This window comes from Roseobacter sp. HKCCA0434, assembly GCF_032464675.1.
GTDB lineage: Bacteria > Pseudomonadota > Alphaproteobacteria > Rhodobacterales > Rhodobacteraceae > Pontivivens.
This window is the reverse complement of the sequence record NZ_JAWDKL010000016.1, coordinates 1-19,907: the sequence shown is the minus strand read 5'-3', so window position 1 is coordinate 19,907 and position 19,907 is coordinate 1. Positions and strand designations below refer to the sequence as shown.

Below are 19,907 nucleotides of genomic sequence, written 5' to 3'. Positions count from 1 at the left end.
GTGATTCAGCAGCCTGGGCCGCAGTCGAGGCAGCCGGGCACCGGCTCCTCCTTCGCCATGCCGAGGGCATCCGCAAGTTTGCGGAGGGCCGTTCGCAGCCCCTCCTCGTAGCACGGGTGGTAGAAAGGCAGTGCCAATGGATCATTGACGCAGGCGCCAGCTTCGATCTGCCAGGCAATCAGGTGGGCGAGATGTTCCGCAGCGGGGCCGAACATCTCGGCCCCCAGCAGGCGCCCGGTTTCATGCTCTCCGTAGATATGAGTCAGGCCGCTCGCCATATTCATCACGGTCGCGCGGCCTTGCTCCGACCAGTCGACGGTGCCGGTTTCGAATGACACGCCTTGCTCCACCAGGTCGGCGTGGCTGCGCCCCACGACCGCGATCTGCGGCTCGCAGAAGGTAATGGAGAGAGGCTCGGATGGCGTGGACCGGCGAATGTCCGTGGCTGCGGCGTTGTGCCCCGCGGTCTTTCCGCGATCGGCTGCGACGTGCAGCAGCGGCAGATCGTCGGCCGCATCGCCCGCGATCCAGATATTCGACTCACCGCAGCGTCCCGTCTGCGGATCGGACAGCGGCACCCCGTGATCGTCGAGCTCTAACCCGGTCTGCCCGAGGCCCAGATCCTCGACATTCGGCGTGCGGCCGACGGCGACGAGGACCCGCTCGAACGTGCCTTCGCCCCCGCCTTCCGGTGAGGACCAACGCGCGAACACGCCGGTGTCGCGCCGCTCCAACACCTCGATTTCGTGATCGGTATGATAGGGCAGGGCATCGCGCAGGGTCTCATGCGCGCAATCGACCACATCCGGATCGGAGAGCTGCGCTATCGAGCCGTTCTTGCCCAGAAGCTGCGTCCGGACGCCCAGCCGGTGAAGGGCCTGGCCGATCTCCAGCCCGATGACGCCCGCGCCGAACACGAGGACGGAGGAGGGCAGGTCCGTCCAGTGAAACACGTCGTCCGACGTGACGGCCGCCGCACCCAGGGCGGCGAAGGTGTCGGACATCCGGGGGGAGGCTCCGGTCGCGATGATGATCTGTGCGGCGCGCACGGTCTGGGTGGCGCCGCCGTCGTTCGGCTCTAGAGCGAGCGTGTCGGGGCCGGTGAACCGCGCGGTGGCCATGATTCTGTGTTGCTCCGGCCACTCCTGCACGCTCTTGCGGACCTCCGAGACGTAATGGTCGCGCCAGTGGTGCAGGCGGCCCATCACCGCGGCGCCGTCGATCCTCGGCTCCGAGAACGAGATGCCGAAGGTCGAGGCGCTGCGACCGGCCTCCGCGGCATTGGCGGCAGCAATGAGCAGCTTGGACGGCATGCAGCCGACGCGCGCGCAAGTGGTCCCGAAGGCATCGCCCTCGATCAGCAGGACGCTGTCGGTCTGCGCCGCCGCCTTGCGATAGGCCGCCATGCCCGCGGTTCCGCCTCCGATAATCGCGACATCGACTTGCCGTTCCTCAGCCATTCCGTTGCTCCCTTGTCAGACCAAAGGGCAACATAGGCCAGTCGCCCCGGTTCCAAGATCAAACTGCGCTGTGAGACACTGTCGCGCAGGTCGTACCTTTGGTCGCTCAAAGTGAAATGGGTGCTGTAAACGGGTCTGAACTGTGTCGCGAAATACTAGAGATACGGTCGAAGCCCGGTTAGGGTCGGGCCAATGCGTCGAATAAAAGACGCGCGACCAGACCGGGACGGTTCGATGACATCCATACGCGGCGCACTCCGCCGGGCTCTCTTTCTCAGTCTCCTCGCGACCATTGCGTGCACGCCGCGCGATGGGGTGGCGATCGACACGATCGACCAGCCTGTCTTCGCCGCGGAGGGCGAGGGTGCCGAGGTCGCTGCGGTGCAGGGGCGCGCGGAGGATCTGCGCGAAGGCTCGCCCATCTACCGCGCGCAGGTGGGCCGGTTCGGCCTCGGCCCGCCGGTCGCGGCATCCGCCCGTCGGCTGGGAGAGATGCGCGATTTCGGGCGGGAGCTCGGCACGGCGGAGGCGGTGCCGGTCGCGACGCGCACCGATCTCGCCACGCTGGCCGCGATCGTGCGGCGGTCAAATTCTGATGTCGCCCGCGCGGCGGAGGCGGTGGTGCGCGCGGACATCGTGCGAGACAATGCGGGCCTGGCGCTGGCGCCCCGCGTCGGCGGCGATCTGGAATATGCGCGGGTTAACGAGGATATCGATCGGACCGCTGGCGCCGCGGGATCCGACGGCACATTCGACCGCGCCTCGGTCCGGGTCGAGGCGACCCAGCCGATCCTGGATCTCGGAGCGCTGGCCGCGCGAGATGCAGCGGAGGCGGAGCAGGGGGTGGCCCGTGCGTCCTACGCGGCACAGACGCAGGCCGCGATCTTCGATCTGACCGCGGCCTATTTGCGGGGGCTGGAGGCGCAGCAGCGGACCGAATTCACTACCAGGCGGCTGGAGCGGGTGCGCGCGCAGATCGCGGCGGAGGCCCGCCTGCTCGATGCCGGCCGCTCGGTCGGGGCGGCCCGCTCGGTGCTGGATGTCGAGAGGGGGTCGGCGGAGGCGGATATCGCGCTGCTGGCGCAGGACCTCGGAGCCGTCCTGTCGCAGATCGCGCGGCTGTCGGGGCAGGCGGTCGATGCGCTGGAGCCGCTTGACTACGGAGCGGGGGCCTTCGCGGCGGCAGAGCCGATCGAAACCTACCTGGCGCGCGCGATGGAGGCCAATCCGCTGATGCAGCAGCGACGGCTCGAAACGCTGCGCCAGCGCGATCTCTACCGCGAAGCCGTGGCCCGCGACTTCGCCCCGCGGCTCGAAGGGTTCGCCCGTGGAGAGCTGGAACAGGAAGACGGCGCACCCGGTCGGATCGGCAACGACACCGACGACTATTCGGTCGGCCTGCGCTTGAGCGTGCCGATCTTCAACCGCGCGGGGACCGGATATGCCCACCGCGTGGCCGAAAGCGACTACCGCGACGCCGCGCTCGCCGAGGTCTCGCTCCAGCGGGAGCTGGAGGCGGAGATCCGAACGCTGGTCCGGCGGATCGAGGACGGACGCAGCGCGGTGGTCGGCGCCGAACGCTCGCTGCGTGCGGCGCGCGAACTGGTGCAGGCGGAGCGGGCGGCGGTGGCGGTCGGTCAGGCCGCGCCCGTCGCGGTGCTGGCGCGCGAGATCCAGCTGCTGCGCGTGGAGGAAAGCCTGCTCCTGCGCCGCTACGAGGTCCTGCGCGCCCGCGCGCGCCTCGCCTTCCTGACAGGCTCCGACCCGGTGGAGGCGTTGCTGTGAGATTGCTCGTATTCATGGCCCTGTTGGCCACACCCGTTCTGGGGCAGGGGATACAGTTCCCGCAAGCGGCCCCGCCGCGACCGGAAGGCGCGCTCGACTGCGCGATCCTGCCTGCACGGGTCATCGAGATCGCGCAGCCGATCGCCGGCATCCTGTCGGAAGTGAATGTCCGTCCCGGCGAGCGGGTAGCCGAAGGGGACGTGATCGCCCGCGTCGATACCGACATCCTGCGTGCGGAGCTGGCGCAGGCCGAGCTGCGGGCCGCGGCGACCGCGACGCTGGAGGCGGCGCGCGCCCGCTCCGAGGTGGCTGAACGGCTCTACGACTCGGCGCGTCGCGCCTTCGAGGGCGGGGTGATCAGCGCCGCGGCGCATGAGGAGGCGCTTCGCGACCGCCTGACCGCGCGGTTCGATCTCGAGCGAGAGCGGGAAGCGGCGGGGCTGGCCGAGGCGCAGGCCCAGGCGCTGCGCATCCAGATCGCGAAAGCCGCGATCAGGGCGCCGGCCAGCGGCGTGATCGGCGAGGGCTTGCTGGCGCCGGGAGAGACCGCGGCGGGCCAGCCGGTCGCCACGCTGATCCAGGTTGCTCCCGTTCGGATCGAGGTTTTCGTGCCCGTCACGCAACTACAGAGCTTACGCGAAGCTCCGGATCAGGTAATCAGGGCAGGCGACGATGGTGATCTGAGCGCACGGGTCACACTGGAATACATCTCGCCCATTGCCGATCAAGGTTCGCGCACGGTGCGGGCCTACTACACGACCGAAGACGAGAACATCGTGCCGGGTTACCGCTGCATGCTGGTGCCCTGACACAATTTCGCCGCCCCGCGGTTGCAATATGCATAGAAAATACACCGTCGATTCTGTCCGGGACATAGACCATGGGTAAGCACGAGAACATCGCCAAGAAGCGTCTGGGTGAAGCCACTCTGGCCGCGATGAAGGCACAGATGGTCCCGATGGAGCCGCGCATCATGCTCGATGCCACCCTGGACCTAGATCCCGGCGCGGCCTCCGGTCTCGACATCTTCCATGCGGTGGTCGGTTCGCTCGATGCGCAGACGCAGGAGCTGCAGGATACCTTCTCGGACTATCAGGACACGCTGACCCAGGCGATCGAGGTCGCGGGCGGTTTGCTCGACGCGGGATCGGATTTCGATGCGCGCGGGTTCGACAGCGCGGTCGGCGGCGCTACGGACCTGGCCGGCGCGCAGGCGACCGCAGAGGCGATGCTCGCTGATATCCGCGACACGGTCGAAGCGGCGAAGGCCGCGTTCGAGGCCAATCTCGACACGTTCGTGCAGGCCAACAAGGACAGCATCGCGAGCAATATCGGCTCTTTCGACACTGCGGGCAGCAACGGCGTGCGCGGCGATCTCGACGATGTGTCGATCACCTTCACGGGCACGGATATCGAGTCGATCCTGACCTTCGACAACCTGACGGATGAGGCCGCACTGGAAACCGCGCTCGACGCGCTGATCGATGCGAAGGTGTCGGCGGCGGTCACGGGTGCAGATGTGGACGCGCTGCGCGTCGACCTGCAGACGGCGGTGCTGGCCGCCCCGCTGGGCGGGCTGTTCGAGCTGGACCTGAACGACGTCGTCCGCGATGGCGAGACGGTCGTGTCCTTCACCAACGATGGTGGCACGTCCAAGGTCAACGTGGTCGTGGACGTGGCGCAGCTGGGCCTGAACCTCGACGTGCTGCTGGGCTCGGTCGATTTCGGGCTCGACACCACCGAGTTGACGCAGGCGCTGCTGGACGGAACCACCACCGAGTTGAGCTTCGATATCGCCAAGGAAGCGGTGATGAGCGGCACGACCCAGACGGGCGTGAAGCTGGTTGCCGACAACTTCGTCCTGCCCGAGATCGTGGCAGGCGGTGCGGGCATCTACGACGGCGCGGGGGCGGGGCCGTCGCTGTCGCTGGGCTTCGTCAGCGGCTCGCTCGAAACCATCGACATGGCCGAGGTGAAGATCGCGACCACGGGCGTGGATTCGATCGAGCTGAGCTCGACTTTCACCTATTCGACCGGATCGCTCAGCAACTCGTTCAACGTCGATCCGATCAGTGTGGCGACGACGGTGAAGGAGATCGGCGGCGCGGGCTTCACCGCCATCGCGGACGATACGAGCTACCGCCTGATCGAGGTGACGATCGCAGGCGACGTGGACACGCAGGCGGTCAGTGCCGTGCTCGACGCCGATGCGTTCGACGCGGCCAATCAGACGGATCGCGACTTCGCCCTGGTGCTGGGGGTCGAGGCGATCCTCGGCTCGGCCCAGGATGATTTCGTCAGCGCCTTCGCCGACTCCGTCGCACTTGATGTGGCGAGCGAATTCGCGGGCATCTCGAACGGCACGATCCGCGCGGCGGTCGAGGCCGCGGTCGATGCGTTCGCAGCCTACGGGGCCGCGCAGATGCAGGATGTCTTGCGCGCGACCGTGTCGCAGATCCAGAACTTCCTGAGCCAGGACATCTTCGACGTCGAGCTGCCCTTCACCGACCTGTCGCTGGGCGATGCACTGGCGCCGATTTCGGACACGATCGTCGGACTGGTTACCAGCTTCGAGGTCGATCTGTCGGCAGCGGGGCTGGACACGGGCGTCGCGCTGCAGACCGCGCAGGACTCGATTACCGGTGGTGAAACAGACGAGGCCGCGCTGACCGCGCTGGGAAGCTTCGACCTCGATGTCACTGTCGGCACGTCGACCAGCACGATCACGGTCAGCGGTCCGTTCGCCAATCTGTCCGGGATCGCCGCGGCGATGGATGCCGCGCTCGACGCGTTCGGGGTTAGCGTGTCGCTCGATGCGGCGGACCGGTTCGTGCTGACGCCGGACGTGGCGGGGGCGGACATCTCGCTCGAAGTGGTCGAGGATGCGGGGGTCGAGGCGGCCTTCTTCGGACTGAACGCAGGGGCCTCCTTCGCTGCCGTGACCTCGGCACTGTCCGCGGATATCGACGTGACCGAGCTTGCGGGCATGGAGGCACTGGTCCTCGACGTGACCGACGAGGCGGGCGTCAAGCGCAAGGTCCGGGTGGACGCCGGTACCGGCTTCGCCTCCCTTGCCGATCTCGCGGCCAAGGCGGATGCGGCGCTGGAGAAGTTCAACTTGAACGTCGCCGCGTCGGGCGGAAAGCTTGCCTACAGCCTGATCGACGTCGACAAGGCCGGGGCCGAGGTCATCGCCTCCGTCGACGATGCGGTACGCGCGCTGAGCCTCGACGGGCTGGTGAACTGGGCGAATGGCGAACTCGACGAAGTGCTGCCGGACACGAAGCTGTCGCTGTCCGAAGACGGCAAGCTTGTCATCCTGCTGCCCGAGGTCGGCGCGATGGTCGGCCTCGCCGGATCGTTCAACATGGACGAGCTGGGCTTCGGCGACATCGCGGGGCTGGACCTCAACACCAATCTCGCCGTGCTGCTGTCGGGCGAACTGAACACCGCGCTGGCCGTCGACGTGGCAGCATTGATCGGCGATGCGGTCGACGCGCTGAACGAGCGGGCGGACAATGGCGGGGACCTCGACCGCTCCACGACTTTCGCGGATCACGTCTACCTGCAGGACACCTCCGTCTTCGGGCGGGTGAACGCGGCTGCGACTTCGCTCAGCGCGACTGCCGATCTGGGGCTGGTGAAAGCGGAGATCGGCGCGGATACGCCGACCGACAATTTTGTTGTGGTCGATGCGCAGCTCTACGCCACGATGACGTCCGAGGAGGGCGGCAGCTTCTCCAACTCGGTCTCTCTCCAGCAGATATTCGACAAGATCGGTGACGGCTATGCGGGCGAGCTGGTGGGTCAGCTCGAACTGGGCGGCGGTGCGATCACCACCGAAAGCGGAGAGGTCGTGCTGTCGGGTGGTAACCTCAAGCTCAACGACAACATCTACGAGAACGCCTTCGATGCGGGTGAGATCGGCAATGTTGCCGTCGTGCATTTCGGCGACGTGTCCATCGAGGTCGCGGGACTGGGCGGTCTGACCGAGGATGCGGTGAACGCCGTCACCGTGGCGGCCCCCGACCTGTTCGACACCGACAGCTGGACGGTGGTAGTCGACAGCCCCGTGGCCGAAGCGCTGATCGGGCTGCAGACCGGTGACACGCTCGACACCCTGACGAACATTGCGGGCCTGCTGGTGCAGGTCGGCGAGACGCTCGAGACGCAACTGCCCTTCCTGGGTGAGGACATCCCGATCCTCAACTTCTCGCTGCTGGACGTGGCGAATTTCTCAGAGGACTTCCTGAAGGGCGTGCAGGACGCGCGCAACAATCCGCAGGCGACGCTCGACAAGGTCGATGCGCAGCTGGAGGAAGTGTTCGGCGACGACACGGTCGAGCTGGCCTGGGACGGCGCGACCGATGTGCTGACCTTCGATCTGAATCTCGTCTACGGCAATACCGAGACGGTGCCTTTCGCGATCGACCTCGCCGCCTTGTTGGGCGATGAGCTGGAGACGATCCTGGGTGCGGACGTTGCCGAGTTCGTGACCGGCCTCGTCGATGCGCGCGGCGATGCCGAGCTGTCGCTGACGACCGACCTGATCCTTGATCTCAGCTTCGGCATCGACCTGTCCGGCCTGCTGGCCGAACCGACCGATCTGGCCGAGACGACGACCGACCTGGCGCTGCTCGCCTCGGTCGGGTCGGTCATCGGGGCGACGGGCAACGACCTTCGCATCACCCGGATCGACCGCGACACCGGTGCACGCAGCCTTGTCGATATCGACCTCGACGGGGCCGAGACGGTTGCCGACGTGGTCGCGCTGATCGATGCGGCGGTCGGCACCGGCTTCGGCAATGCGACGCTGGGCGACGGGACCGGGGCCAACACCTCCTTCACCTTCGACGCGGCGACGGGCGAATTCGTGATTGTGGACCAGGACGCGACTGCGCGCGACCGCACGGGCCTCGACGCGCTGTTCGGCACCGGCACTTTTGACAGTGCCGATGTTGCAGGTACGCAGACTGTTGTCGGCACCATCGCGCCGGGCAACGCGGCTCTGGAATACAGCTTCGACGTGACAATCGGCGGCGAGAGCGCGACCGTGACGGTTGCGGCCGACGGCGCGCGCACCACCGCGGAAGATCTCGCCGATGCGATCGAGGCCGCGATGCGCGATGCGTCGATCGCCCGTTCGGCCATCGATCCCAACGCCGTGCCGGGCACCACCGTCGCGATCGGCCAGCTGCTCGACATCAGCGTCGACGGCGGGATGCTGAAGGTCGAGGCGACTGACTTCGCCGAGGCGCAGGGCTATGACCCGATCACCTTCTCGCTGGAAGGCATGGATGTCAGCCACACGGTCGAGTTCGAGATCGAGGAGCTCGACGGCTCGAACGCCGCGCGGATGCTCGGCTTCGAGGACGGGCAGGAGCTGGACGGTGCCGACGCCCGCTCCGACGCGGTCTATGAGAGCGCGGGGGACGGCAAGGTGCGCCTGTTCCTCGACACCGACGAGACCTCGGTCCGGTTCGAGCTGAAGGCGGGCGCCGAGAATTCCATCAACGCGGTTCTGGGCCTTGGGCCGGTCGAGGCGACCGTGACCGGCGGCACCGCCCTGATCGACGCCGGCGACGGTTCGGGCGACGCGGCGCGGATCGGTATCGCGCTGGCGGACGCGGATGGCGACGCGAATGACGGGCAACTGGACCTGTCGAAGCTCGGCGATCTCGCCAACCCTCTCGACCTGTTCATCCCGGACGTGAAGATCGGTGTGAATATCGACCTGCCCATCGATGACAATCTCGGCCTGCTGGGCGACGATGCGGGCTTCAGCTATGTCGCACCGCTGATCCAGACCAAAGACGGGATCACCGCGGCCAATTTCGACATCGACGATGTGCTGAGCAATTTCGAGGGCGACCTCGTCACGTTCTTCGAGGATCCGGGCGCGGGTTATCCGACCGCGAATATCGAATTGAACCTCGACGGGCTGGCCGATGGCCTGTCCGATATCAACGTGCTGGAGCTGCTGAACGATCCGCGCCTGGTGCTGAACGGGCTGGACCTGATCCTGGCGCAGACCGACAAGGTGATCTCCGGCTTCCTCGACAACATCACGCTGCCGGTGATCGGCGACGGCCTGTCGGCGGGCCTGTCGGTGATCGACGATCTGCGCTACGACCTGATCGCGCCCGCGCTGGAATATGCCAACCAGCCCAAGGCGGACGGCACACTGCCGACAACGGTCGATCTGCTGACCGGCTTCGTCAACGATGCGATGAACGATCTGTTTGGAACGTCGGGCGTGACCTACCTGCAGGCGTTCCTCGACACGTCGGGCGCCACGAACGAGAGCTATCTCTACGGGAACTTCAATTTCTCGGGCAACCTGTTCTCGGCTTCGCTCGATGCGGGCTTCGACATCGGGATTCCGGGCTTCGATCTGGAGTTCGAGGAGGGCACCGCGCTCGACCTGTCGCTCGATTACACGGCGAATATCGGCTTCGGCATCGACTCCAAGGGCTTCTACCTCCTGAATGACGAGGACGAGGCGGAGATCTCGATCGACTTCACCGTGGACGCTGGTACCTTCGCGGGTTCGTTCACCATGTTCGACCTGCTGCGCTTCTCCGCCACGGCGGTGGACACCGCGAACAAGGCAGCCAGCGGCTTCACCGCCGCGCCGGGCGAGGGTGGCTACGCGGGCGGCCGTGTTGGATTGACTGCGGCACTCGAGGCCGACCTGTTCGGCGACCAGGGCACCGCTGCGCGCGATCTGAGCGGCATCACGGTGATGAAGGGTGCGGACGTCGTCGAGTACGACAAGGAGATCCGCCTCTCCGCCCTCAAGATGAGCGACCTGGTGGGCCTCGGCTTCTCTGCCGACGCTTTTGCAGAATTGCAGCTGAAGGGTGAGGTACTGAACCCGACCACGGGCGATCCGATTACCATCGGCGGCGTCGCGGCGATCCCGACCGTGATGACCGAACTGGTGGTCGAGGCAAGCTTCGACACCGCGCGGTCCGGCCCGAAATTCACGCTCGACACGCTGACATTCGAAGACGTGCGCCTCGATGGGCGTGAGCTCTATAACGCTTTCCTGAAGCCGATCATCGACCCGATCGACCCCATCATCGATCCGCTGGCGGATGTGGCGCGTGCGCTCAACACCGCGCCGATCAGCTTCGCGCTCGACGCCTTGGCCAACGTCTTCCCTGTCGTCGCAATCGGGCAGACGATCGCCGACATCATCATCTTCGTGGACGACATCGTCGACTCGGGCGGGTGGATAAATTTCGGCACGTTCGATTTCGCGGGTCAGAAGGATGGCCTTGCCAACGGCTCGAAGAATGCGGGCGATCTGGACAGCGACGATCTGGTCCAGACCTCGTCGAGCGCGACGGTCAATGGCCGGTTCGGCGGCAAGGGTCTGACCATCGACCTGCCGATCATCACCGATCCGTCCAACGTCATCGCGCTGCTGCTGGGCAATTACGAGGACGTGAACCTCGTCACCGCGACCTATTCGCTGATCGACTTCGAGTTCGACGTCAGCATCGTGGGCGACCTGATCGCCTCCGCCGGGCTGCCGAGCAAGGTGGTTTCGCCGCTGCGCGGAGCGCTGGATGCCAGCGTTTACGGCAAGGGTTTCGCCGGCTTCACCGTCGGCTACGACATGTCGGGGATCGTCAACTTCATCGACACCTTGCAGGCCGAGCGTCTGCTCGACGGGGTGTTCATCGACAGCTCCGATGGCGGTCTCGTCGATTTCGAGATCGGGTTCAGCGCCTATGCGTCGATCTCGATCGCCATTGCGTCCGCCTTCCTGCGCGGTGACGGAAATGCCTATTTCCGTCTCGGCTTCAACGATCCGAACAACGACGGCAAGCTGCGCATTCCGGAGGTCATCCGCGTGGGCGAGGCCGCGCTCGACGCCAGCGATTTCGTCGAGGCGATGGAACTGGTGTTCAAGGGTGAGGCGGGCTTCGGCTTCAGCGCATCGGCTGGCGGCAAGATCGGCGTCGGCAAGCTGTCCGCCAGCTTCTCCATCAACATCTTCAATTTCAGCCAGGGCTTCACTTTCGGCGGTCTGCCCATTCCGGGCGAGATTTCCTCGGACGTGTCCGAGACGAACAATACCGCGATCCTGAATGTCGGCTCGCGGTCCGGCCTGAGCTTCACCAACCAGGTCGAGGACGGCAACGACACAATCATCATCACTGGTCCGAACTCGCCCGTCGGCGTCTCCTGGCAGGCGGGGAGCGTCAGCCAGACCGCCTCGCTCGACGCCGCGACCAACGCGATCATCATTCCCGGCGGCGATGGCGACAACACCATCGACATGTCGGGCATGACCAACAACGGCGGCAATCCGATCCCCACGCTGACCTATACCGGCAGCGGCACCGACACGATCACGCTGTCCGATCATGGCTTCCACGTCGTTTTCGCGGGCGAGGGCGACGACACGATCACCGCGGGCGCGGGTGCCACGGGCGAATACTGGATCTTTGGCGGCGCGGGCAGCGACACCATCACCGTGGGCGGAACCGGCGACACGTTGATCTTCGGCGACGACGATTACGGTCTGCGCGACGAGTTCGCGGCGGCATTCGCGGCCGGTGGCTTCAACAAGGCCGCGGCCGAGGCGATCATGGCCCGTGCGGCGGGCGATCTGGGCATGACGCTGGAGCAGCTGAAGTCCAACTATACGCTCGACACCCAGGCGATCGCGGGTAGCGACGGCGACACGATCACGGTCGGCTCCGGCGATCACACGATCTTCACCGGCGCGGGCGCGGACTCGATTTCGACCGGCGGCGCGTCGGGCGAGGTGCGCATCTATGCGGGTGCAGGTGACGACACGATCACCGCCAATGGCGACGACGTGCTGGTCGAGGGCGGCGCGGGCTCCGACCGCATCTTCTTGGGCGACGGAGTGAACCGGGCCTATGGCTGGGGCGCGGCAATGAGCGCGGACGGCCTCTCCACAGACCAGGCGCTGAACGCGGCGGCGGCCGAGGATGGCGCGGACCTGATCATCGGCGGCGCGGGCACCGACACGATCTGGGGTCATTTCGGCGATGATGTGATCGAGGGCGGCGACGGTGCGGACGAGATCCGCGGCAACCTCGGCAACGACCTCATCTCGGGCGGCCGCCTCTCGGTCAGCCACAACGGCGTCGCGATCGACGTGGCGAGTTCCGACCTGCATCTCAGCTTCCCCGGCGTGGTGGTCGTGGACGCGGTCGACCTGTCGGACGGCAACGATGTGATCTCGGGCGATGGCGGCAACGACATCCTGCTCGGCGGTGGCGAGAGCGACGCGATCTCCGGTGGCGGCGGGTCCGACATCATGGTCGGCGACTTCTCGGAGCTGACGCTGTCGGGCAATCGCGTGCTTCAGGGCGTCGCCGCATCGGGCGTGACCTCGACCAACCAGGGCGCGGACTCCATCACCGGCGGCGCGGGTCAGGACATCCTGATCGGCGGCGGTGGCGGCACCGGGCAGGTCGACGAGCTGACCGATACCGAGGGCACCAACACGCTGATCGGCGACCATGCGAATGTCATCGGGTCGCGGCCGCTCGAGGCGGTTTTGCAGGTCGTCTCGGTCGCGAGCCAGTTCGGCAACGACGACATCATCACCTCCGGCGGAGGGCACGACGTCGTGCTCGGCGGCGAGGGCAGCGACACGATCGACGCAGGCACCGGGACCAACATCGTGTCGGGCGACCTCGCCTCGATCGATCTGGTTGGCGGCACCGCGACGGCCATCGCCACCTTCTCGGGCGGGGCGGACACGATCCTGACCGGCACCGCGTCGGCCAGCGGCGATCTGCTGACCGACCGCGCCGATCTGGTGATCGGCGGGGCCGAGAACGACACGATCTCGGTCGGCCAGGGCCGCAACGCGATCCTCGGCGATGACGGGACAATCACCTTCGATGCCGCCGCGCGGCGCACCCAGATCAACTTCCTGCCCGCGCAGGACGCGAGCCCCGAGGAGGCGGCCCGCGTGGCCGCGGACTTGGCCGCGATCGACGCGATGATCATTCGGCTCGACGCGCAGATCACCGACGAGGACGGCAACGACACGGTCACGGCACTGGACGGCGCGGATTTCGCTATCCTGGGCGGCGGCGACGACACCGCCGACCTTGGCGAAGGCATCAACCGTGCGATCGGTGACAACGGCTCGATCCGCCAGGACATCTTCCTGCTCAGCGCGCGCACGGACACGCGCGGCGGCGACGATACCATCACGACCGGAGATGATGGCGACCTGATCATCGGCGGTTCGGGCGACGACACGCTCGACCTCGCCAATGGCGACAACGTGGTGCTGGGCGACGTGGGCGACCTCTACATGACCGCGGATACCGGGACGCTGATCACCGTGTTCTCGAGCCTCGGCGGCGCGGACGGTGCCGATACGGTTACCACGGGTGGTGGTCGCGACAGCGTGATCCTGGGCGGCAACGACGACGTGGCCGATCTTGGCCAGGGCATCAACGTCGTTCTGGGCGATACCGGCCAGATCTACGCCACGACTGGCAGCGTGCGGACCGACAGTGCGATCGACGCGGGCGACGACACGATCACCACCGGCGACGAGATCGACATCGTCATCGCCGGGGCCGCGTCCGATACCGTCATCGCGGGCGAAGGCGATAACCTGATCCTCGGCGACACGGGCGTGATCCGCTACGACGCCACCACCTTCGCGGCCGTCGACCTGTTCTCGCTCAACAACTCCGAGGATGGCGACGATACCGTCACCACCGGGGCAGGCGAGGATGTCGTCGTGCTCGGCGGCAAGGCCGACACGGCCGATCTGGGCGACGGGTTCAACCGGGTGCTGGGCGATAGCGGCACCATCTCGCTGGTCAGCGGCTACCTGGAATCGGCGTCCAACACGGATGCACGCGGCGACAGCATCACCACCGGCAGCGGCACGGACATGATCGTCGGAGGCTCCGCCAACGACACGATTTCGGCAGGTGCGGGCGAGAATAGCATCCTCGGCGACACGGGTCGCATCGGCTACATCGTCGCGGCGGGGCTGGTCAACTCGATGACGGCGACGTCCGACGTCCTCGATGGCAGCGACCAGATCACGGCAGGCGACGATACCAACCGGGTGATCGGCGGCGGCAAGGGTGACACGATCACGCTGGGCGATGGCTTCAACGCGGTGCTCGGAGATTCCGGCACGATCACGCCATTCACCGGCGTGCTGATTTCCGCGGTGGACGAGTTCGGCGGCAACGATACGATCTCCTCCGGGGCATCGGCAGACGCGATCATCGGCGGCTCGCGCTCGGACGTGATCGACGCGGGGGCGGGCGACAACTCGATCCTCGGCGATACGGGCGAGATCCGGCACAACGTGCTGACCTTCGTTGGCTTCACCATGCAGTCGGTCGGCGCGACCGGCGACGGCGATGACGTGGTCACGACGCTGGGCGGCAATGACCTCGTGATCCTCGGAGGCCGTGCGGACACGGCCAATCTGGGCGAGGGCAACAACCGCGTGCTGGGCGACAGCGGCACGATCGAGACCCGTTCGGCCTTCATGACCGGCTTGGCGGACGGTTTCGCCGGACGCGACACGATCACGACCGGCACGGGCCGCGACATCGTCATCGCGGGCGGCCAGGCTGATACCGTCAATGCGAGTGCGGGCGACAATGCCATCCTGGGCGATACAGGCACGATCACGCATGACCGGACGACCCTCGCGACCTCCACCATGCAATCGGTGAGCGATAGCGGCGACCGGGGCGATACCGTCACGACGCTGGGTGGCAAGGACGACGTCATCCTCGGGGGCGGCAACGACATCGCCAATCTCGGAAACGGCCTGAACCGCGTTCTCGGCGGCTCCGGCACGCTGAACCTGGTGACCGGCGTGGCCGAAACCCGCGCCGATGCAGATGCCACGACCGCCAACAGCGACACGATCACGACCGGCATCGGCAACGATGTGGTGATCGCGGGCTACGGCAACGACGTGCTGACGCTGGGCGACGGCAACAACGTCATCCTCGGCGATACCGGCCGCGTGTCCTTCCTCGTCACCGACAACACGGCGCTGAGCCTCAGCTCGACCGGCGACAATGCCGATGGTTTCGACAGGCTGACGACCGGCACCGGGCGCGACTACGCGATCCTCGGCGGCGACCGGGACGAGGCGAATGTCGGCGCGGGCGACAACATCGTGCTGGGCGACAGCGGAACGCTGGACCTGACGCTGCTGACCGCGACCACGACTAGCAGCTCGACGGCTGGCGACGACACGATTACCGCGCTTGGCGGCGTCGACCTGGTCATCGGCGGTTCGTTCACCGACACGATCTCGGTCGGCTCGGGCGACAACATCGTCCTCGGAGACGCGGGCACGGTCACCTGGACCGGCGGCACGCCCGTCCTGCGCAGCATGAGCTCCACCGGCGACGTGCGCGACGGTTCGGACATCGTCACCACCACGAACGGCAACGATCACGTCATCTTGGGCGGCAACGACGATACGGCCAACCTGGGCGAGGGCGTCAACCGCGTGCTGGCCGATAGCGGCACGATCGACGCGACGCTGGGCAGCATGACCGGGGTGGTCGATTTCTTCTCGGGTGATGACCAAGTTACCACAGGTGGCGGGGCCGATCTGGTCATCCTCGGCACGGGTGCGGATACCCTGTCGGGCGGTGCGGGCGACAACCTCGTGCTGGGCGACAGCGGCAACATCACCCACCAGGTCGGTGGCACGGATCTGCGCTTCATGTCGAGCGAGACCAACACGTTCGATGGTCGCGACACGGTCACGCTGCTTGAGGGTGCGGATCGCGTCATCCTCGGCGGCGACGACGACTTAGTGGCGATGGGCGGCGGCGCGAACTGGGTTCTGGGTGACAGCGGCCGCATCGATCGCGAAACGGGCGAGATGAGCTCGGCCGCGTCGAGCGAGGACGGCGACGACCGGATCGTCGTCGCGCTGAGCGGTGGAGTTGCCAGTGGCTCCAACACCGGCGCCGATCTCGTCATCGCCGGTACCGGCGCGGACGAGATGGACCTGAGCGCGGGCGACAATGCCGCGATCGGCGACAGCGGTACGATCCGCTTCGCCATCGGGGCGGAGACGCTGATCTCGCTGACCTCCGACAGCAACGCACTCGATGGGCGCGACACGATGCGTGCGCTCGAGGGCGACGACATTGCGATCCTCGGCGGTGCCGCGGACCGAGCGGAACTGGGGGCGGGCAACAACCGCGCCATCGGTGACAGTGGCTTGATCGACGTGGTCGCGGGGCGGATGGAGGCCAGCTCGGCGACCTATCTCGACCTCACCCCGGCGGCGAGCACCGCGGGTGACGCCGCCGCCGATGTGCTGATTGCAGGCATCGGCGCCGATATCCTGATCGGCGGCAGCCTGGCGGACACGATCCAGGCGGGAGATGGCGACAACACCATCCTCGGCGATACGGGCGTCGTCACGCATGGCGCGGGCAATGTCGTGCTGACCGCGAGCTCGACTGCCAATACACGCGACGGCATCGACACGGTGACCAGCGGGACCGGCAGCGATGTCGTGATCCTCGGCGGGCGCGGTGACATCCTGAATGCGGGCGCAGGCGACAATGTGGTGCTGGGCGACAGCGGCAGCGTCGATATGGTCGCGCGAACCGCCACGACCGCCAGCGACAGCGTTGCCGGAGCCGACGGCATCACCACGGGCGGCGGCTCCGATATTATCCTCGCCGGCAGCCTGAACGACACGATCTCTGGCGGTGCGGGCGACAATGTCGTTCTGGGCGATACCGGCACGGTGACCTGGGACGCAGGCAACGTGCTGCGCACCGCGACTTCCGCCGCCGATGTGCGCGACGGCATCGACAGCGTGACGCTCGGCGCGGGCAACGATGCCGTGATCCTCGGCGGCGCAGGCGATACGCTCAACGCGGGCGCGGGCACGAACCGCATCCTCGGCGACAGCGGCACGATCGACGCGCTGACCGGCACGATGACCACCGCCTCGGACAGCATGGCCGGCGCGGACAGCATCGTGACGGGTGACGGTAGCGACCTAATCCTGGCAGGTAGCGGTGCGGACACCGTGACCGGCGGCGCGGGCCACAACATCGTACTCGGCGATACCGGCACCGTGACGCATGTGGTCGGCGCGACGACCCTGCTGCGCGCCGAGAGCGCGGCGGACGCGCGCGACGGCGTCGACGAGATCACCCTGTTGGGCGGTGCAGACCGCGTCATCGCGGGCGGAGCCGGGGATATCGTGGCCTTCGGCGATGGCGACAACGTGGTGCTGGGCGACAGCGGCCATATAGACGACCAGATCGGCGAGATCGCCACGACCTCCGATATGCAGGCCGGGGACGACACGCTGGTCATCGCCGTCGCGGGGGGCATCTCGACCGGCTCCGACATCGTGCTCGGCGGCAGCGGCAGCGACCTCATTCGCACCGGAAACGGAGGTGATGCGGTCCTTGGTGACACCGGCACGGTTCTGTTCGACACCGCAACGCGGGCGCTGCGCACTCTGAACACGACGAGCGATCTGCGCGACGGCGTCGACACGGTCATCACCGGCAGCGGAGACGATATCGTCCTGCTCGGCGGCGGTGCGGATACGCTCGAAGCGGGCGCGGGCTCCGATCGCATTCTCGGTGACAGCGGCACGGTCGACGTCACCGCGATGAGCCTGACCGCCACGCAGGCAAGCATCTTCGACGGTGCCGACCTGATCGAAGCAGGAAGCGGTGCGGACATCGTCATCGCCGGAGCCGGGGCGGATACCGTCGACGGCGACAGCGGCGCAAACGTGATCCTGGGCGATCACGGCACGCTGACTCACGACGCAGCCTTCGCCCTCTTCGTGGCGACCGGCGCGTCGGACGCGCTCGACGGCAACGACCTGATCACCACCGGAGACGATGCCGATATCGTCATGCTCGGCGGCGGATCGGATACGTTGAGTGGCGGCGCGGGCGACAACATCGTGCTCGGCGACAGCGGTACGATCGACCGCCTGAACGGCTCGCTGGAAACGGCGAGCGATACGCTCGGCGGGATGGACGAGATCACGCTCGGCTCCGGCTCCGACATGATCCTCGGCGGCTCGGATGCCGACGTGATCGTCGCTGGCGCGGGCGACAACTTGATCCTGGGTGATACCGGCACCATCACGCATGTCGTCGGAACGACGGCCCCGCGCGTGCTTGCGTCCGCCACGGATACCGAGGACGGCGCGGACGACATCCGCACGGGTGGCGGCTCGGACGCCGTGATCCTCGGCGGCGGTGACGATGTGCTCGTGGTCGAGGGTGGCGTGAACCGCCTGCTCGGCGATGGCGGGCGGATCGACGCCGAGACGGGGACGATTACCGCCGATGCCTCCGATCTCGACGGCGCGGACGACATCACGACGGGCACCGGTGCGGATCTCGTCGCGGGCGGTGCGGGCAGCGATCTGCTGACGCTCGGCGCGGGTGCGAACGTGGTGCTGGGCGACAGCGGCACGATCTCGCACGACGTTTCGAGCTTCGCGGCGCTGGTCGTGACCGGCGTGGCCGATGCGCGCGACGGGGACGACATCCTGTCGACCGGCACCGGCGACGACGTGGTCGTGATGGGCGGCGGAGCGGACAGCGCGAGCGTGAGCGACGGCGACAACCGCCTGCTGGGCGACAGCGGTTCGATCGACCTGGTCGGCGGGACGCTGGTCAGCCTGTCGGACGCGACCGACGGCATGGACACCCTGACCGGCGGCAGCGGCGTCGACATGATCCTCGGCGGCGGCTTCGCGGACGCGATCACGGCGGGCGACGGGGCGAACCTGATCCTCGGCGACAGCGGCAGCGTGAGCCACGACGTGACCACGCTCGGCGCGGTCCTGCTGAGCAGCGGCGGCACGACGCGGGACGGCGCGGACACGATCACCGGCGGCATCGGGTCGGACGCGGTGATCGGCGGCGGCGCGGGCGACAGCATCACGCTGTCGGACGGCGACAACCGGGTGCTGGGCGACAGCGGCAGCATCGACGCGGTGCTCGGCCAGCTGGAGAGCGCATCGGCCGACACGGACGGCGCGGACGACATCACGACGGGCACGGGGGCGGATCTCGTCGCGGGCGGTGCGGGCACCGATCTGCTGACGCTCGGCGCGGGTGCGAACGTGGTGCTGGGCGACAGTGGCACGATCTCGCACGACGTTTCGAGCTTCGCGGCGCTGGTCGTGACCGGTGTGGCCGATGCGCGCGACGGGGACGACATCCTGTCGACCGGCACCGGCGATGACGTGGTCGTGATGGGTGGCGGTGCGGACAGCGCGAGCGTGAGCGACGGCGACAACCGCCTGCTGGGCGACAGCGGTTCGATCGACCTGATCGGCGGGACGCTGGTCAGCCTGTCGGACGCGACCGACGGCATGGACACCCTGACCGGCGGCAGCGGCGTCGACATGATCCTCGGCGGCGGCTTCGCGGACGCGATCACGGCCGGCGACGGGGCGAACCTGATCCTCGGCGACAGCGGCAGCGTGAGCCACGACGTGACCACGCTCGGCGCGGTCCTGCTGAGCAGCGGCGGCACGACGCGGGACGGCGCGGACACGATCACCGGCGGCATCGGGTCGGACGCGGTGATCGGCGGCGGCGCGGGCGACAGCATCACGCTGTCGGACGGCGACAACCGGGT

Annotated in this window: 4 protein-coding genes; 3 read left to right on the top strand and 1 reads right to left on the bottom strand. The window is 67.4% G+C overall.

Features of this window, described 5'->3' with window-relative positions:
* Positions 1-5 precede the first annotated feature (5 nt).
* Positions 6-1,460 (bottom strand): dihydrolipoyl dehydrogenase, encoded by a 1,455-nt coding sequence (locus tag RX333_RS10990; protein WP_316014986.1) that lies wholly within the window; start codon positions 1,458-1,460, stop codon positions 6-8.
* 315 nt (positions 1,461-1,775) lie between these two features.
* Here RX333_RS10990 and RX333_RS10985 point away from each other — a divergent pair, with 315 nt between their 5' ends.
* The 3 genes from RX333_RS10985 to RX333_RS10975 all read left to right on the top strand — a co-directional run.
* Positions 1,776-3,245, top strand: coding sequence for a TolC family protein (locus tag RX333_RS10985; protein WP_316014985.1), 1,470 nt, complete (start codon positions 1,776-1,778; stop codon positions 3,243-3,245).
* A complete protein-coding gene (locus RX333_RS10980) occupies positions 3,242-4,054 on the top strand; it encodes an efflux RND transporter periplasmic adaptor subunit (RefSeq protein WP_316014984.1) in 813 nt (270 codons plus the stop codon). Before RX333_RS10985 ends, RX333_RS10980 begins: the two co-directional genes overlap by 4 nt.
* Before the next feature lie 71 nt (positions 4,055-4,125).
* Positions 4,126-19,907 (top strand): hypothetical protein (locus tag RX333_RS10975; protein WP_316014983.1); only part of this gene is annotated, 15,782 nt, incomplete at its 3' end.